General features: G+C 61.2%; 12 protein-coding genes. 11 read left to right on the forward strand and 1 reads right to left on the reverse strand.

Translation table 11 applies throughout. The features are described from left to right. Positions 1-177: 177 nt before the first annotated feature. The 8 genes from AC07VO_RS03015 to AC07VO_RS03050 all read left to right on the forward strand — a co-directional run bounded on the left by AC07VO_RS03015 (position 178) and on the right by AC07VO_RS03050 (position 9,198). The gene (locus tag AC07VO_RS03015; RefSeq protein WP_018929408.1) at positions 178-1,089 is read left to right on the forward strand and encodes a TauD/TfdA dioxygenase family protein; all 912 of its coding nucleotides are present in this window, start codon (positions 178-180) and stop codon (positions 1,087-1,089) included. A 15-nt stretch (positions 1,090-1,104) separates the two neighbouring features. Next, the gene (locus AC07VO_RS03020; protein WP_086944200.1) at positions 1,105-2,130 is read left to right on the forward strand and encodes an ABC transporter substrate-binding protein; all 1,026 of its coding nucleotides are present in this window, start codon (positions 1,105-1,107) and stop codon (positions 2,128-2,130) included. 5 nt (positions 2,131-2,135) lie between these two features. Beyond that, positions 2,136-2,996: an ABC transporter ATP-binding protein gene (locus AC07VO_RS03025; RefSeq protein WP_064615731.1), complete on the forward strand. Its 861-nt coding sequence runs from the start codon at positions 2,136-2,138 to the stop codon at positions 2,994-2,996. A gap of 20 nt (positions 2,997-3,016) precedes the next feature. Continuing rightward, positions 3,017-3,883, forward strand: coding sequence for an ABC transporter permease (locus AC07VO_RS03030; protein WP_086944199.1), 867 nt, complete (start codon positions 3,017-3,019; stop codon positions 3,881-3,883). A 58-nt stretch (positions 3,884-3,941) separates the two neighbouring features. Continuing rightward, entirely contained in the window at positions 3,942-4,862 is a 921-nt protein-coding gene (locus tag AC07VO_RS03035) for a LysR family transcriptional regulator (protein WP_019651583.1), read from the forward strand. 126 nt (positions 4,863-4,988) lie between these two features. Further along, the gene (locus AC07VO_RS03040) at positions 4,989-6,527 is read left to right on the forward strand and encodes an MFS transporter (RefSeq protein ID WP_086944198.1); all 1,539 of its coding nucleotides are present in this window, start codon (positions 4,989-4,991) and stop codon (positions 6,525-6,527) included. A gap of 26 nt (positions 6,528-6,553) precedes the next feature. After that, entirely contained in the window at positions 6,554-7,624 is a 1,071-nt protein-coding gene (locus AC07VO_RS03045; RefSeq protein WP_064615737.1) for an HlyD family secretion protein, read from the forward strand. Continuing rightward, on the forward strand, positions 7,621-9,198 hold the full coding sequence (locus AC07VO_RS03050) for an efflux transporter outer membrane subunit (protein ID WP_086944197.1): 1,578 nt from the start codon (positions 7,621-7,623) through the stop codon (positions 9,196-9,198). The genes AC07VO_RS03045 and AC07VO_RS03050 overlap by 4 nt, the downstream gene beginning before the upstream one ends. On the opposite strand, the gene AC07VO_RS03055 is transcribed toward AC07VO_RS03050, so the two are convergent. Beyond that, positions 9,179-9,868, reverse strand: a complete 690-nt coding sequence (locus AC07VO_RS03055; RefSeq protein WP_019581661.1) for an NYN domain-containing protein — start codon at positions 9,866-9,868, stop codon at positions 9,179-9,181. The two genes, AC07VO_RS03050 and AC07VO_RS03055, sit on opposite strands and share 20 nt — an antisense overlap. 496 nt (positions 9,869-10,364) lie before the next feature. Here AC07VO_RS03055 and AC07VO_RS03060 point away from each other — a divergent pair, with 496 nt between their 5' ends. From AC07VO_RS03060 to AC07VO_RS03070, 3 genes are read left to right on the forward strand one after another with little or no spacing between them, the layout of a single operon-like run. Then, the gene (locus AC07VO_RS03060; RefSeq protein ID WP_018929403.1) at positions 10,365-11,147 is read left to right on the forward strand and encodes an efflux RND transporter periplasmic adaptor subunit; all 783 of its coding nucleotides are present in this window, start codon (positions 10,365-10,367) and stop codon (positions 11,145-11,147) included. Then, entirely contained in the window at positions 11,144-12,463 is a 1,320-nt protein-coding gene (locus AC07VO_RS03065; RefSeq protein WP_018929402.1) for an efflux RND transporter periplasmic adaptor subunit, read from the forward strand. The genes AC07VO_RS03060 and AC07VO_RS03065 overlap by 4 nt, the downstream gene beginning before the upstream one ends. Beyond that, positions 12,464-14,560 (forward strand): site-2 protease family protein, encoded by a 2,097-nt coding sequence (locus AC07VO_RS03070; protein ID WP_086944196.1) that lies wholly within the window; start codon positions 12,464-12,466, stop codon positions 14,558-14,560. Positions 14,561-14,572 lie beyond the last annotated feature (12 nt).

The following is a 14,572-nucleotide window of genomic DNA, read 5'->3' on the forward strand; positions in this document are numbered from 1 at the left end:
AAAGCCATATCGTTATTCGCTAACGGTATTTAAATTTAAATTCTTATACCTATAAAGTCACTTCCCTGCGTACCTGCCGACCAATCGGCGCGCCGCACGACACGAACCAACACGGGACCTCCGTGAGTTTCTGATCGACGCGCGCCCTTGAGCGCGCCGTGCGTGGGAGTGATTTTTATGCCAGCTGTCTCTTTTTCCCCAAAGCCTGAGCCAACAAGCGCCGCCACCCTCGCGTCGCAAGCCTTCGAAATCCGCCCGTTCAGCGGCGCCGTCGGTGCCGAAATCATCGGCCTGGATCTGTCCCGCCCAATCAATGACCAGGACTTCTCCCGAATCCACCGTGCGCACCTGGATCATCATGTGGTGGTGTTCCGCGACCAGCGCATAACCCCCGAACAGCAGATCGCCTTCAGCCGCCGTTTCGGCGTGTTGCAGATCCATGTACTCAAGCAATTCCTGCTGGCCGGGCATCCGGAAATTCTCATCGTTTCCAACATCATCGAAAACGGCCAATCCATCGGCCTCGGTGATGCCGGCAAGTTCTGGCACTCCGATCTCTCTTATAAAGAACTGCCGAGCCTGGGCTCGATGCTGCATGCCCAGGAGCTGCCCTCCGAAGGCGGCGACACGCTGTTCGCCGACATGCACAAAGCCTGGGACAGCTTGCCCGAGGCGCTGCGTAAAGCCGTCGAAGGTCGTTCGGCCGCGCATTCCTACACGGCGCGCTACAGCGAGAGCAAATTCGAGGGCAACTGGCGTCCGACCCTGACGCCGGAGCAACTGGCTCAGGTCGCTGAAGTTGTTCATCCGATCGTCCGCACCCACCCGGAAAACGGTCGCAAGGCGTTGTTCGTCAGCGAGGGCTTCACCACCCGCATCGTCGGTTTGCCGGAAGACGAGAGCAAACAATTGCTCGACGAGCTCTACGCCCACAGCGTGTTGCCGCAAAACATTTACCGCCATCAATGGCAGGCCCACGACCTGGTGTTCTGGGACAACCGCTCGCTGATTCACCTCGCCGCCGGATGTCCCAGCCATCTGCGCCGCAAGTTGTATCGCACCACCATCCAGGGCGACGCGCCTTTCTGATTTCGGAGAACCCTCATGTCCAAACGTCTTCCATTTGCACCGTTGGCCGCCGCTATCGGCCTGGGTTTCAGCCTGCTCGCCGGCAGCCTGGTGGCGCCGACCGTGGCCCACGCCGAGGGTGAAATTCGTATCGCCGAACAATTCGGTATCGTTTATCTGCTGCTCAACGTGGTGCGCGATCAGAACCTGATCGAGAAATACGGCAAGCAGGAAGGCATCGACATCAAGGTCGACTGGACCCAGCTCTCCGGCGGCTCGGCGGTCAACGATGCGTTGCTCTCCGGCTCCATCGACATTGCCGGTGCCGGCGTCGGGCCGCTGCTGACCATCTGGGACCGCACTCACGGCAAACAGAACGTCAAGGCCGTGGCTTCCCTGGGCAACTTCCCTTACTACCTGGTGAGTAATAACCCGAAGGTCAAAACCATCGCTGACTTCACCGAAAAGGACCGCATTGCGGTGCCGGCGGTCGGGGTGTCGGTGCAGTCGCGCTTCCTGCAATACGCAGCGGCCAAGCAATGGGGCGACAAGGAATTCAATCGCCTCGACAAGTACACCATTGCCGTTCCGCACCCGGATGCCACTGCGGCACTGATCGCTGGCGGCACCGAGTTGACCGGGCATTTCTCCAACCCGCCATTCCAGGATCAGGCGCTGGAAAACCCCAGCGTGCACGTGGTGCTGAACACCTATGACCTGCTCGGCCCGAACTCGCCGACCGTGTTGTTCGCCACCGAGAAATTCCGCAACGAGAATCCGAAAACCTATAAAGCCTTCATCGCGGCGCTGACCGAAGCGGCCGAGTTTGCGCAGAGCGATAAAGGCGCGGCGGCCGACACATACATCCGTGTCACCAAGGCAAAAATCGACCGTGCGGCGTTGCTGAAAATCATCGACAACCCGCAGTTCGAATTTACCGTCACGCCGAAAAACACTTACCCACTGGCCGAGTTCCTCTACCGCGTCGGCGCGATCAAAAACAAACCGGATTCGTGGAAGGATTACTTCTTCCAGGATGCCAAACCGCTGCAAGGGAGCTGATCGACATGAACGCCCCCTTGCAAGGCCACACGGCCAGCAATCCGATCGCGGCCGCGCAAGCGCTGCTGTCGGTCGACCAGGTCAGCCTGGAATACCGCACGCCTGCGCGCGTGGTTCGAGCGACCCATCAGGTCAGTTTCGAGATCGATCCGGCGGACCGCTTTGTGTTGCTCGGTCCGTCCGGCTGCGGCAAATCGACGTTGCTCAAGGCGGTCGCCGGGTTCATCCCGCCCTGTGAGGGCGAGATTCGCCTGCAAGGCCAGCGGGTCGATGCGCCGGGGCCGGACCGGATCGTGGTGTTCCAGGAGTTCGATCAGCTGCCGCCGTGGAAAACCGTCAAGCAGAACGTGATGTTTCCGCTGCTCGCTTCCAAAACCCTCAAGCGCAAAGAGGCTGAAGAGCGGGCGCTGCATTATCTGGACAAGGTCGGTCTGGCGGGGTTTGCCGATGCCTATCCGCATACCTTGTCCGGCGGCATGAAGGCTCGGGTGGCGATTGCCCGGGCGTTGGCGATGCAACCGAAAATCCTGTTGATGGACGAACCCTTCGCCGCCCTCGACGCGCTGACCCGGCGCAAGATGCAGGAAGAGTTGCTGCTGCTCTGGGAAGAGGTGCGTTTCACGCTGCTGTTCGTCACTCACTCCATCGAAGAGGCGTTGGTGGTGGGTAATCGGATTCTGCTGCTGTCGCCTCATCCGGGGCGGGTACGAGCCGAAGTCCACAGCCATCAATACGATTTGCACAGCCTCGGCGGCGTGGCGTTCCAGGAATCGGCACGGCGGATTCATCGGCTGTTGTTCGATGAAGGCCAGTCACCGGAAACCGCGCGTGAGCTGGATTTCGCCGATATTCGCATCGCTTATTGAGCCATTGAGAGGAGTGCCCGATGAGCCCGCTATCATCCGCGCGTAAAGAGTACGAAACCATTTTGCAGCCGCTGACGAGCGTCCCGCTGGAGCGTGAGTTAGCCCTCGGTCAGCGTCTCTGGCAACAGGGCTGGTTGCGTAAAAGCCTGATCCTGATTGTGCTCGCGCTGCTCTGGGAAGCCGTTGCCCGTTACCAGAATAACGACCTGCTGCTGCCAGGTTTTCTGCAAACCGCCAGCGCGCTGTACGACGGCCTGCTCAGCGGTGAACTGTTGGGCAAGGTGTGGATTTCGCTGGTGGTGTTGTTGAAGGGCTACCTGATCGGGATTGTGCTGGCGTTTGCCCTGACCACATTGGCGGTGTCGACACAATTGGGTCGCGATCTGCTGAGCACGCTGACCTCGATGTTCAACCCGTTGCCGGCGATTGCGCTGTTGCCGCTGGCGCTGCTGTGGTTCGGGCTGGGGCAGAACAGTCTGATTTTTGTACTGGTGCATTCGGTGCTCTGGGCGTTGGCCTTGAACACCTATGCCGGGTTCCTTGGCGTTTCGGAAACCCTGCGCATGGCGGGGCGCAATTACGGCCTCAAGGGCATGCGTTTCGTGTTGTTCATCCTGATCCCGGCCGCGCTGCCGTCGATCCTCGCCGGTTTGAAAATCGGCTGGGCATTCGCCTGGCGCACGCTGATCGCCGCTGAACTGGTATTTGGCGCCACCAGCGGCAAGGGTGGGTTGGGGTGGTACATCTTCCAGAACCGTAATGAGCTGTACACCGACAAGGTGTTTGCCGGGTTGGCGGTGGTAATCCTGATCGGTTTGCTGGTGGAGAATCTGGTGTTTGATACGTTGGAGCGGGTGACGGTGAAGCGTTGGGGGATGCAGCGGTGATCTTTTGATCTGCTAGCATTGCGTCTGAATCAATCCAGACCAGCTATGAGTGCTCAGCATGCAACTCCCGGACATGAACCTGTTGGTCGCCCTCGACGCCTTGCTCGACGAGGGCAGCGTGGTGGGCGCTGCGCGACGGATGAACCTCAGCCCGGCGGCGATGAGCCGGACGCTGACGCGGATTCGCGAGGCCATCGGCGATCCGATTCTGGTACGCGCCGGCCGTGGCCTGGTGCCGACGCCCAAGGCGCTGGAGCTGCGCGAGCAAGTGCGGGACCTGGTGGAACAGGCCGCTTTGCTGTTCCGTTCTGCCGATGACGTGGACCTGGGCAGCTTGCGCCGGCGGTTCAGCATTCGCGCCAATGATTTCTTTGTGGGCGTCTATGGCGGCAAGCTGTTCGACACGATGGAGCGCCAGGCTCCGCATTGCGAACTGCGCTTTGTCCCCGAGGGCGACGGGGACGATGAAGCCTTGCGCGAAGGACGCATCGATCTGAGCGTCAGCAACAATCGACCGCTGATGCCGGAAGTGAAGGTGCAAAACCTGTTCTCCACCCACTTTGTCGGACTGGTGCGCGAAGACCATCCGCTGTTCGATGACGAGATCACCGCCGAGCGTTACGCCGGCTTTTCCCATATCAGCATGTCCCGTCGCGGGATCGCCCGTGGGCCGATCGACACGGCGCTCAATGCCTTGGGGCTGGAACGGCGGGTGGCGGTGATTGCGCCGAGTTTCCATGCGGCGATGTTCGCCTTGCCGGATTCCGACCTGATCCTGCCGGTGCCCAAAGAAGCATTGCTGAGTGTGCGGCGCCTGGGCTTGAAGCTGCGCTCGTTCACCCTGCCGATTCCGCTACCTACCCTCATGCTGACCCAGGCCTGGCACCCGCGCTTCGACAAAGACCCGGCGCACCGCTGGATGCGTGAAACGCTCAAGGCTTGTTGCGACGAGACCTGGCTGGCGGCACAGCCGGTTTGAAGATCAAGGGATCGCATCCTTTAATCATTGCGTTTAGTGCACTTATAAGCTGCCAATAAGTCAATTTTCGTAAGGCATCGCACTTCCTAAAATGCTTCGGTATTCCCCTTCCGGAGCGTGCAGTACATGACTTCCCTCCCGGTCGCGGCGCCTCTCGCTGCGACTACTCCAGCGACCGCCGTCGCACCGCCGGTCTTCGGCCCGCGAATCATCATTGGCCTGGTGGGTGTGTTGCTGGCGGTGTTGGTGTCAGGCCTGAACGAGATGGTGACCAAGGTCGCCCTGGCCGACATTCGCGGTGCGTTGGCCATCGGCTACGACGAAGGCACCTGGCTGGTCGCCAGCTACACCGCGACCTCGGTGGCCGCCATGGCGTTTGCTCCTTGGTGTTCGGTGACGTTCTCGTTGCGGCGTTTCACCTTGTGCGCCATCAGCGTCTTCACTCTGTTGGGCGTGCTGTGCCCGTTTGTCCCGAATTATGAAAGCCTGCTGGTCATGCGCACCCTGCAGGGCCTGGCCGGTGGTGCGTTGCCGCCGATGCTGATGACCGTTGCGCTGCGGTTCCTGCCGGCCAATGTGAAGCTCTATGGTCTGGCCGGTTATGCCCTGACGGCAACCTTCGGCCCTGGTCTCGGCACGCCGCTGGCCGGGTTGTGGACCGAGTACGTCGGCTGGCAATGGACCTTCTGGCAAATCGTCGTGCCGTGCCTGATTGCCCTGACGGCGGTGGCTTACGGTCTACCCCAGGATCCGCTGCGTCTGGAACGCTGCAAGTCATTCAACTGGCGTGGCTTGCTACTGGGGTTTCCGGCGATTTGCATGTTGGTGATCGGCATCCTGCAAGGCAATCGGCTGGACTGGTTCGAGTCGAGCCTGATCTGCGCACTGCTCGGCGGCGGGCTGCTACTGCTGGTGCTGTTCCTGATCAACGAGTGGTCGCAACCGATTCCGTTCTTCAAGTTGCAGATGCTCGGCATCCGCAACCTGTCGTTCGCATTGTTGACCCTGGCCGGCGTGTTGGTGGTGTTGCTCGTGGTGGTGATCATTCCCTCCAGTTACCTGGCTCAGGTCCAGGGCTATCGCCCCATACAGACTGCGCCAATTATGCTGTTGGCGGCGTTGCCACAGTTGATCGCGCTGCCGTTGGTGGCGGCGCTGTGCAACCTGCGTTGGGTCGATTGCCGCTGGGTGCTGGGGATCGGCCTGAGCATGCTGGCGCTGTCTTGCATCGGCGGCTCGCAGCTGACGTCGGCGTGGATTCGTGACGATTTCTACGTCCTGCAATGGCTGCAGATTTTCGGTCAACCCATGGCCGTGCTGCCGCTATTGATGCTCTCCACCGGCAGCATCACCCCGATGGAAGGACCGTTCGCCTCGGCCTGGTTCAACACGGTCAAAGGCCTGGCGGCAGTGATCGCCACCGGTGTGATCGATGCGCTGACCACCGCAAGGCTGCATTTCCACTCGAGCATGCTGGTGGACAACCTCGGTAACTCGCCTCTGGTTGATAGCGCCAGCGCGAACCTCGCTCACCGTCTGCATCAGCAGGCTGTGGTGCTGACTTCTTCCGATCTTTATCTGTGCATGGCCGGCGTCGCGGTGGCGCTGATCCTGCTGATTTTCTGGCTGCCGACGCGGATTTATCCACCGCGCGCGCCAACTTGAACGCTTCACTGAAACAGAAGGTTTTTATGACGACTCAATCAAAGCAAAAAATCGCTGTCGGCGTTGCCGCAGCGATGGTGGTCGGCGTGTTGATTTACCTGCTGGCGCCGGGCTTGTTCGGCAAGCGTACACAGCAAAGCACTAATGATGCCTTCGTCTCGGCGGACTTCACCCTGGTGGCGCCGCGTGTGGCGGGATTCATCAAGGAAGTGCTGGTGGAGGACAACCAACAGGTCAAGGCCGGGCAACTGCTGGCGTTGATCGACGACCGCGATCTGCGCGCTGCCGCTGAGGCTGCTGACGCGCAAACCCTGGTGGCCAGGGCGCAGCTGCAAAACGCCCGGGCGACCCTGGAACGCCAGACGTCGGTGATCGCTCAGGCCCAGGCTACGGTGGTTTCGGCGAAGGCGGAGATGGCTTTCGCCGAGCATGAACTGAACCGCTACAACCACCTCGCCGGGGTGGGTGCCGGCACCGTGCAGAATGCCCAGCAGGCGCGCACGCGCATCGATCAGGCCACCGCTCGGTTGGCCAATGCCACAGCGGCGCTGGCGGCGGAACGCAAACAAGTGGAGATCTTGACTGCCCAGCGCGATGCCGCCGAAGGTGGACTGAAACGAGCGCAAGCGGCGCTGGAAATGGCCAGTTATGAACTGTCCTATACGCGCATCGTTGCCCCCCAGGACGGCATGGTCGGCGAGCGCGCGGTGCGGGTCGGCGCCTATGTCACACCGGGCAGCAAGATTCTGGCCGTGGTGCCGCTGGAGCGGGCGTATGTGGTCGCCAATTTTCAGGAAACCCAATTGACCGACGTACAGCCGGGGCAGGACGTGCAGGTGCATGTCGACAGTCTTGGTGGCGAAGCCCTGCAGGGACGCGTCGAGAGCATCGCACCGGCCACCGGCGTGACCTTCGCGTCAGTCAAACCGGACAACGCCACCGGCAATTTCACCAAGGTTGTGCAACGGATTCCGGTGAAAATCATCCTCGATCCAGGCCAGCCATTGGCCGAGCGGTTGCGGGTGGGGATGTCGGTGGAGGCGAGTATTGATACTGCCAGCGCTACGGCCGATGAGCATGAGGTCGCACAACGATGAACTTCGCTAATCACACATCCCCGTGGCGAGGGAGCTTGCCCCCGTTCGAGTGCGCAGCGCTCGCAAATTTCGGGTCCGCTGCGCGGCCCAACGGGGGCAAGCCCCCTCGCCACAGAGCTAGTATTCGCTCTGTCGCTATTGTGTTGAACCTGCTTTCGTTGAGTGCCTGCACCGTCGGACCGGACTTCCAGCGCCCTCAGCCGCAGCAAGTCGCCCAATGGTCGAAACCGGCCAAAGCCGCCGCCAGTCAGGTCGTTCCCAACGAGATGGACGAACGCTGGTGGGAAGTGTTCCACGATCCGAAACTCTCGGCCCTGACCCAACGCGCCCTGACCGACAACCTCGATTTGAAACTCGCCAGCAGCCGCTTGCAACAAAGCCGCGCCGCGCGCCAGGTAATCACCGCCGAGCGCTATCCCAACACTACCGCCACTAGTAGCTACGGGCGCAAACGCAACAGTGGTGAAGGACTGAACGATCCGTCGGGCAATAACGGCGACTCGGCGTACAACCTGTGGGATGCAGGCTTTTCCGCTTCCTGGGAACTGGATTTCTGGGGTCGTGTGCGCCGCGAAACCGAAGCCGCCGATGCCACCCTGGAGGTGGCGGAAAACGATCGCCGTGGCGTGCTGCTGTCGGTGCTCGCCGAAACGGCTCAGGACTATATTCAACTGCGCGGTGTGCAAAGCACCTGGACCGTCACCGAGCAGAATCTCGACGTCGCCCGGCATAGTTTGAAACTCTCGCAACTGCGCTTGGCCGACGGTGTAGCGACGGATCTGGACGTCGCCGAAGCCGCCGCGCAAGTCGCGGCCATCGAATCACGTTTACCGGCGCTGGAGCAGCGTCAGTCGCAACTGATCAACGCGCTGAGCCTGTTGATGGGCGAACCGCCGCAAGCGTTGTCCGCCGAGTTATCCACAGACGCCCCGGTACCGCAAACCCCGCGACAGGTCGCCATCGGCTTGCCGTCGCAATTGGCCGAGCGCCGCCCGGATATCCGCCAGGCCGAAGCCCGACTGCATGCCGCGACCGCCAGCATCGGTGTGGCCAAGGGTGACTTCTATCCGCGAATCACCCTGTCGGGCAACATCGGTTCGCAAGCCCTGCAACTGAGCGATTTCGGCTCCTGGGGCTCGCGCTCGTTCAGCATCGGTCCGCAATTGAGCTTGCCGCTGTTCGACGGCGGTCGGCTGCGGGGCGTGTTGCATCTGCGCGAAGCCCAACAACAGGAAGCGGCCCTGGCTTACCAGCAAACCGTGCTGCGGGCATGGCATGAAATCGACAATCAACTCACCGCCTACAACGCCAGCCAATTGCGCCGCGACAGCCTCGCCGAAGCCGTGCGCCAGAACCAGATCGCCCTGCGCACCGCGCAACAGCAGTACGTCGAAGGGGTGGTGGATTTCGTCAACGTCCTGACCGTGCAAGGCGAATTGCTGGCGACCCAGCAACAGTGGGTCGAGAGCTCGACCGGGGTGTCGTTGGCGATGGTGGGGTTGTACAAGGCGTTGGGTGGGGGATGGGAGTCGGTGTATCCGGTGGCAGGGGCCGTTACCAATAATCCGGCTTGATCGCGGGTGCCTTATGAGTAGCCACACGAACTGGAAACTGGTGCGACTGCAGCTCTTCTGAGGTTACGACACGTCGCATCCAGTGTGAGTGCTCCTTTAAAGAGCCTGGTGATGGACGGTTTAACTCGGCTCGATGAGGAAGAATGACTCCAACTCTTATGTCTGGGAAATCTTCTCGAATTGCTCTCAGGGCTGGAGTCATATCGGTGTCGCTGGATACCAGGACTAGCTGTTCGATTTGCTCATGGAAATGGAGCTTGGCCTGCCTTGCCGCAGTGCGATACATGCTGATTGCGATGTGGACATCCGTTTCTTTTTCTTCAAGCTTCCAGATGTCGATCTTGTCTTGGCGAGAGGCGGCGGTCTTTCTGTCAATGAAGCGAGGTGCTTTAGCTGGCTCAAGTTTATGGCGACCATAGTGAACGGCAACATTAGTCGCTTTTAAAGCACGCACATAGGTGTCTTGAGCTTCTTTGGACACTCTGCCGCGAGTGGCAAGTTCTGGTTTGACAGATGAGGTGAAGTAATCAACCGAGATGAGTGAATTTTGTGGGTTCTCGATGTGGGCGACATGGCCCAGCAAGCCTTTCAGATTGAGCCATTTGTATGGGGTACCCGCGAGCAATCCATAGAACACGTTGTAGCCATCAACAAAGAAAGCGGTACGCACAAACTCAATCCTCAGAAACGAAAAAACCGGCCTAGGCCGGTTTCTTCACCACCAACTGCCAGTGAACTTAATCTCTGCGTACGGGGTTCAGTAAGACGATCCTAAGTCGAGTTAGCGATGACGTCAACCGTTGACTGACCAAGGCATCACTCGGAGGGACATCCCCAGCGCCGGCAAGCCAGTTTTGTGCATTTGTCTGGTTGATGGTCAAGCCATTCCTGGACCCATCTATTAATGATTGTTACGGCGGAAAGGGTAGATGTCCCGTTGCGTTTGTAGGGGATGAAGTGTCTATTGCCGATTTCGTTTTTGATCGAATGGTCGTTCCTGATTTCTTGTGGGATTTATTACCGATACTCATCGAGCTCGGAAATCAACGACCGCTCTGAAAATTTTGTCCTTTTTGAAACATTACATTTCCAACCAATGATGGCCATCCGCTTGACGCGTTCCCCCGCTGTCGTAGACTCCGCTCATCCGTCAGGGAGTTACGGTTATGCGGCGTTTTCGTGTTTGGGTTGCGGGATTAACCTTTGTAACGTGCGTAGTACAGGCGCAAACGCCTGCGCCAGACGATCCGCTGCTGGAAAGCAACGCGGTCGGCGGTAACGCGTCAGCCAGCAGTGAGGCCCGTGGTGTGTTGCGAGCCCGGGATCAGGCGGTGCTCGCCAGTGAGTTGTCCGGGCGGATTGTCGAGTTGCCGTTCAGTGAGGGCGAGTCGTTCAAAAAGGGCGACACCCTGGCGCGGTTTGACTGTTCGGCTTATCAGGCTCAGCTCAACGCGGCACAGGCCGCCAATCGTGGCGCCGGTGAGGAGCTGGCCCATAATCGGCAACTGGCGGCGTTGAATTCGGTGGGGCGCTTTGAAGTGGCGCGGGCCGAGGCCAAGGTCAGCGAAACCCAGGCGCAATCTCAGGTTTATCAGGTTCAGGTCAAGCGCTGCAGCGTGGTCGCGCCGTTCGATGGCCAGGTCGTCGAGCGCAAGGTCAAGCGCTACGAAAGCGTTGCCGCCGGTGCGCCGTTGCTGGATGTGGTCGATAACCGCACCCTGGAAATTCACCTGTTGGTGCCGTCACGCTGGATGGGCAAGCTCAAGCCCGGCCAGACGTTCAGTTTTGTCCCCGATGAAACCGGTCAGCCGCTGGATGCCACGGTCAAGCGCCTCGGCGCGCGGATCGACGAAGGCAGCCAGACCTTGCTGCTGGTGGCGACACTGCCCAACGCCAGCGGCCTGTTGGCCGGCATGAGCGGAACGGCGCGTTTCGCGGAGCTCAAGTGAACGCCCCGGTAACGGGCGGCGCCGAGCAGGTGTTCGCCAGGTTTCTCGACCTCGAACGCCAGACCCGCGCGGCTCGTAATTCTTCGCAACTGGCCTACAGCCTGGTCAATGACGGTCAGTCGCTGTTCAGTTTCCGCCATGCCGCATTGTTGATCGCCGGCAAGGTGCAGGCGGTGACCGGTGTCAGTGCGGTGGAGCCGAATGCGCCGTTCGTGGCGTTTGTCGAGCAAGCGGTCGCGCAGTTGTTCAAGCTCGAGGTGCTGAAACAGGCACGGGTGATCGCGCCCGATCTGCTCAGTGAATCGATTCAGGCCGATTGGCAAAGTCTGTCGGCCGCTCAGGTGTTCTGGTTGCCACTGATTGATCATCAGGGCGAGATCTTCGGCGGGCTGTGGCTGGCGCGGGATGTGCCGTGGAACCCTGCCGAGCAGGTGCTGTTGTCGCAACTGGGCGACACCTACAGCCATGCCTGGCTGGCGCTGCAACCGCGCAAACCCTGGCGACTGCGCTGGACGCGCAAGCGTCAGGTGGCACTGGTCGCCGTGTTGTTGCTCGGGTTACTGATTCCGGTGCGCCAATCGGTGTTGGCGCCGGCTGAGGTCGTCCCGTTGGGCGGTCGGGTGGTCGCGGCGCCGCTGGACGGGGTGATCGCCGAGTTCCTGGTCAAACCCAACCAGACGGTGAAGACCGGCGACCTGCTGCTGCGCTTCGAAAGCACCACGCTCAAGGCTCAGGCTGATGTGGCCGAGCGCGCTCTGGGCGTTGCCGAAGCGGAACTCAAGGCCAATTCCCAACGTTCCTTCGCCGATGCCGAATCCAGTTCGAAAATCGATCTGCTGGCCGCACGTGTCGAGCAGAAACGCGCCGAACGGGATTACGCCCGTGAACTGCTCAAACGCAGCGAAGTGCGTGCCGAGCGGGATGGCATCGCGGTGTTCGCCGATGCCGAACGCTGGACCGGCAAACCGGTACAGACCGGCGAGCGCTTGATGGAACTCGCCGACCCGAATCAGGCCGAGTTGCGCATCGAATTGGCCGTGGGCGATGCGATCGCCCTGGAGCCTGGGGCGCAGGTCGCACTGTTTCTCGACAGCGATCCACTGCAGCGGCACCAGGCCAGGCTCGAACGTTCGGCCTATGAAGCGCAGCCAACAGCTGGCGGGCAACTGGCTTATCGACTGGATGCGACATTCGACGGCGCACCGCCGCGCATTGGCTTGCGTGGCACGGCGAAAGTCTTCGGTGACCGTGCGCCGCTGGCGCTGTACCTGTTGCGTCGACCGCTGGCCGGGTTGCGTCAGAGCGTAGGCCTTTAGATGAGCCTGCCGAGCCTGCGGGCAGACCTGCAATTGTCGACGGCGGCGCCGGCCCTCGACGGGTCACCATGCTGGACCCTGGCCGACCCGGTGCGTGGACGTTATTTCAAACTCGGCGCGGCGGCGATGCGCTTGCTGCGTCATTGGTCCCTGGGTGATCCCGAGCAGGTGCTGCGTGCCGCCAACCGCGAGCCAGGGCTGCCGCTGGACGGCGCGGCGCTTGAGCAATTGCTGGAATTTTTGCGCGGCCACGACCTGATCAGCGCCCTCGACCCATCGCAGCGCGCCAGTTACAGCCTGAAGGCCGCGGCTCAGCGCCAGAGCCTGTGGAAAATCCTGCTGCATCAATACCTGTTTTTCCGGATTCCGCTGTGGCGTCCGGACGCCTTTCTCAATCGCGTCTGGCCGTGGCTGGAGCGTTTCGGCCCGCGCGCATTGCGCTACGGATTGCCCGCGACGCTGGGGCTCGGGGTGTTTCTGGTGTCGCGGGACTGGCAGCGATTCATCGCCACCTTTCCGCACCTGTTCAGCCTCGGTGGCGCGCTGGCGTTCGCGGTGGCGTTGTTTTTCGCCAAGCTGTGCCACGAATTCGGCCACGCCTTTATGGCCAAGCGCGCCGGTTGTCGGGTGCAGAGCATGGGCGTGGCGTTCATGGTGCTGCTGCCGATGTTCTACACGGACGTCAGCGACGCCTGGCGGGTCAACGATAGACGTGCGCGTTTGCTGATCGGCGCCGGCGGGGTGCTGGCGGAACTGGTGCTGGCCTGTATCGCGCTGCTCGCCTGGTCACTGCTGCCCGATGGCCCCGGGCGCACGGCGGCGTTCATGCTCGCCAGTGCGACCTGGATTACTACGCTGGTGATCAACCTCAACCCGTTCATGCGTTTCGACGGCTACTTCTTGCTCAGCGACTTCTGGGAAGTGGACAACCTTCAGGGACGTGCCTTTGCCTTGTGTCGCTGGCGATTGCGCGAGTTCCTGTTCGGCTACGCTGCCCCGGCGCCGGAGCCGTGGGCGCCGAGGATGCAGCGGCGGTTGTTGATCTGGGGATACGGCTCGTGGCTATGGCGCGCGGCGTTGTTTTTCGGGATTGCGCTGGCGGTTTATCACCTGTTCTTCAAGGTATTGGGGATCTTCCTGATGCTGGTGGAGCTGGTGTGGTTCATCTTCCTGCCGATCCTGAGCGAGTGGCGGCAATGGTGGAGTCGTCGCGAACAGGCGCATACACCTCGGGTACTGCTCAGCAGCCTGACATTGTTCGGGCTGTTGTTGCTGCTGGCGCTGCCGTGGCGCAGCGCGGTGGAGCTGCCGACGATGTTGGAGGCGGGACACACCAGCGCCTTGCACGCGCCGGTGGCGGCGCGGGTAAAAACGGTGAATGTGCATGACGGTCAGGTTGTCGCCCAGGGCGAGGTGCTGATCGAGCTGGAATCACCGGACCTGGACTCACGCCAGGCCATCGTCCGCCGCGAGATCCAGATTCAGCAGTTGCAGATGCGTCGTCAGGCCAGCCGCAGCGAAACCGCGGCCGACGCCGGAATCGTCGAGCAGCGCCTGGCGGAAGCGGTGGCTGAATACCGCGGCCTGGTCGCCCAGCGTGAGCGACTGCTATTGCGTGCGCCCCACGCCGGCAAGGTGCGCGACCTGTTGCCGCAGTTAACGGTCGGTCGCTGGCTTTCGACTAAAGATCCTTTGGTGCGGGTGGTCGAAGACGGCGCGCGGTTGCGCGGTTATCTGGCTGAAGCCGAGCTCTGGCGTGTTGCTTCGGGTGCTCGCGGGCGGTTCATCGCCGATGACCCGATGCACCCGGCGATCGCCGTGCAATTAAGCGAAATCGATACCAACGGCGCGGCCTATGTCGATCAAGAGGCGCTGACTTCCGATCATCACGGGCCGATTGCCGTACGCCGGGATGAGCATCAGCGCGCCGAACCGGTGCAGGCGCAGTATGGCGCGCGGTTGAGCGTCCTCGAAGAGACGCCGACGCCGGTGCAACCTTTGCGCGGCATTGTGGTGTTGCAGGGCAGCGGCGAATCGTTGCTGGGCGTTGCCTGGCGGCGCATGGCGGCCCTGGGGGTCAGGGAAAGCGGTTTCTAAGGGGGAACAGCG

It is taken from the genome of Pseudomonas sp. GW821-FHT03E01, assembly GCF_059420765.1.

What these genes read in the sequence shown, in the direction of transcription:
- AC07VO_RS03060 (WP_018929403.1), top strand. Translation starts at nt 10,365, where the DNA reads ATGCGGCGTTTTCGTGTTTGGGTTGCGGGATTAACCTTTGTAACGTGC.
- AC07VO_RS03025 (WP_064615731.1), top strand. Translation starts at nt 2,136, where the DNA reads ATGAACGCCCCCTTGCAAGGCCACACGGCCAGCAATCCGATCGCGGCC.
- AC07VO_RS03020 (WP_086944200.1), top strand. Translation starts at nt 1,105, where the DNA reads ATGTCCAAACGTCTTCCATTTGCACCGTTGGCCGCCGCTATCGGCCTG.
- AC07VO_RS03050 (WP_086944197.1), top strand. Translation starts at nt 7,621, where the DNA reads ATGAACTTCGCTAATCACACATCCCCGTGGCGAGGGAGCTTGCCCCCG.
- AC07VO_RS03015 (WP_018929408.1), top strand. Translation starts at nt 178, where the DNA reads ATGCCAGCTGTCTCTTTTTCCCCAAAGCCTGAGCCAACAAGCGCCGCC.
- AC07VO_RS03030 (WP_086944199.1), top strand. Translation starts at nt 3,017, where the DNA reads ATGAGCCCGCTATCATCCGCGCGTAAAGAGTACGAAACCATTTTGCAG.
- AC07VO_RS03045 (WP_064615737.1), top strand. Translation starts at nt 6,554, where the DNA reads ATGACGACTCAATCAAAGCAAAAAATCGCTGTCGGCGTTGCCGCAGCG.
- AC07VO_RS03035 (WP_019651583.1), top strand. Translation starts at nt 3,942, where the DNA reads ATGCAACTCCCGGACATGAACCTGTTGGTCGCCCTCGACGCCTTGCTC.
- AC07VO_RS03070 (WP_086944196.1), top strand. Translation starts at nt 12,464, where the DNA reads ATGAGCCTGCCGAGCCTGCGGGCAGACCTGCAATTGTCGACGGCGGCG.
- AC07VO_RS03040 (WP_086944198.1), top strand. Translation starts at nt 4,989, where the DNA reads ATGACTTCCCTCCCGGTCGCGGCGCCTCTCGCTGCGACTACTCCAGCG.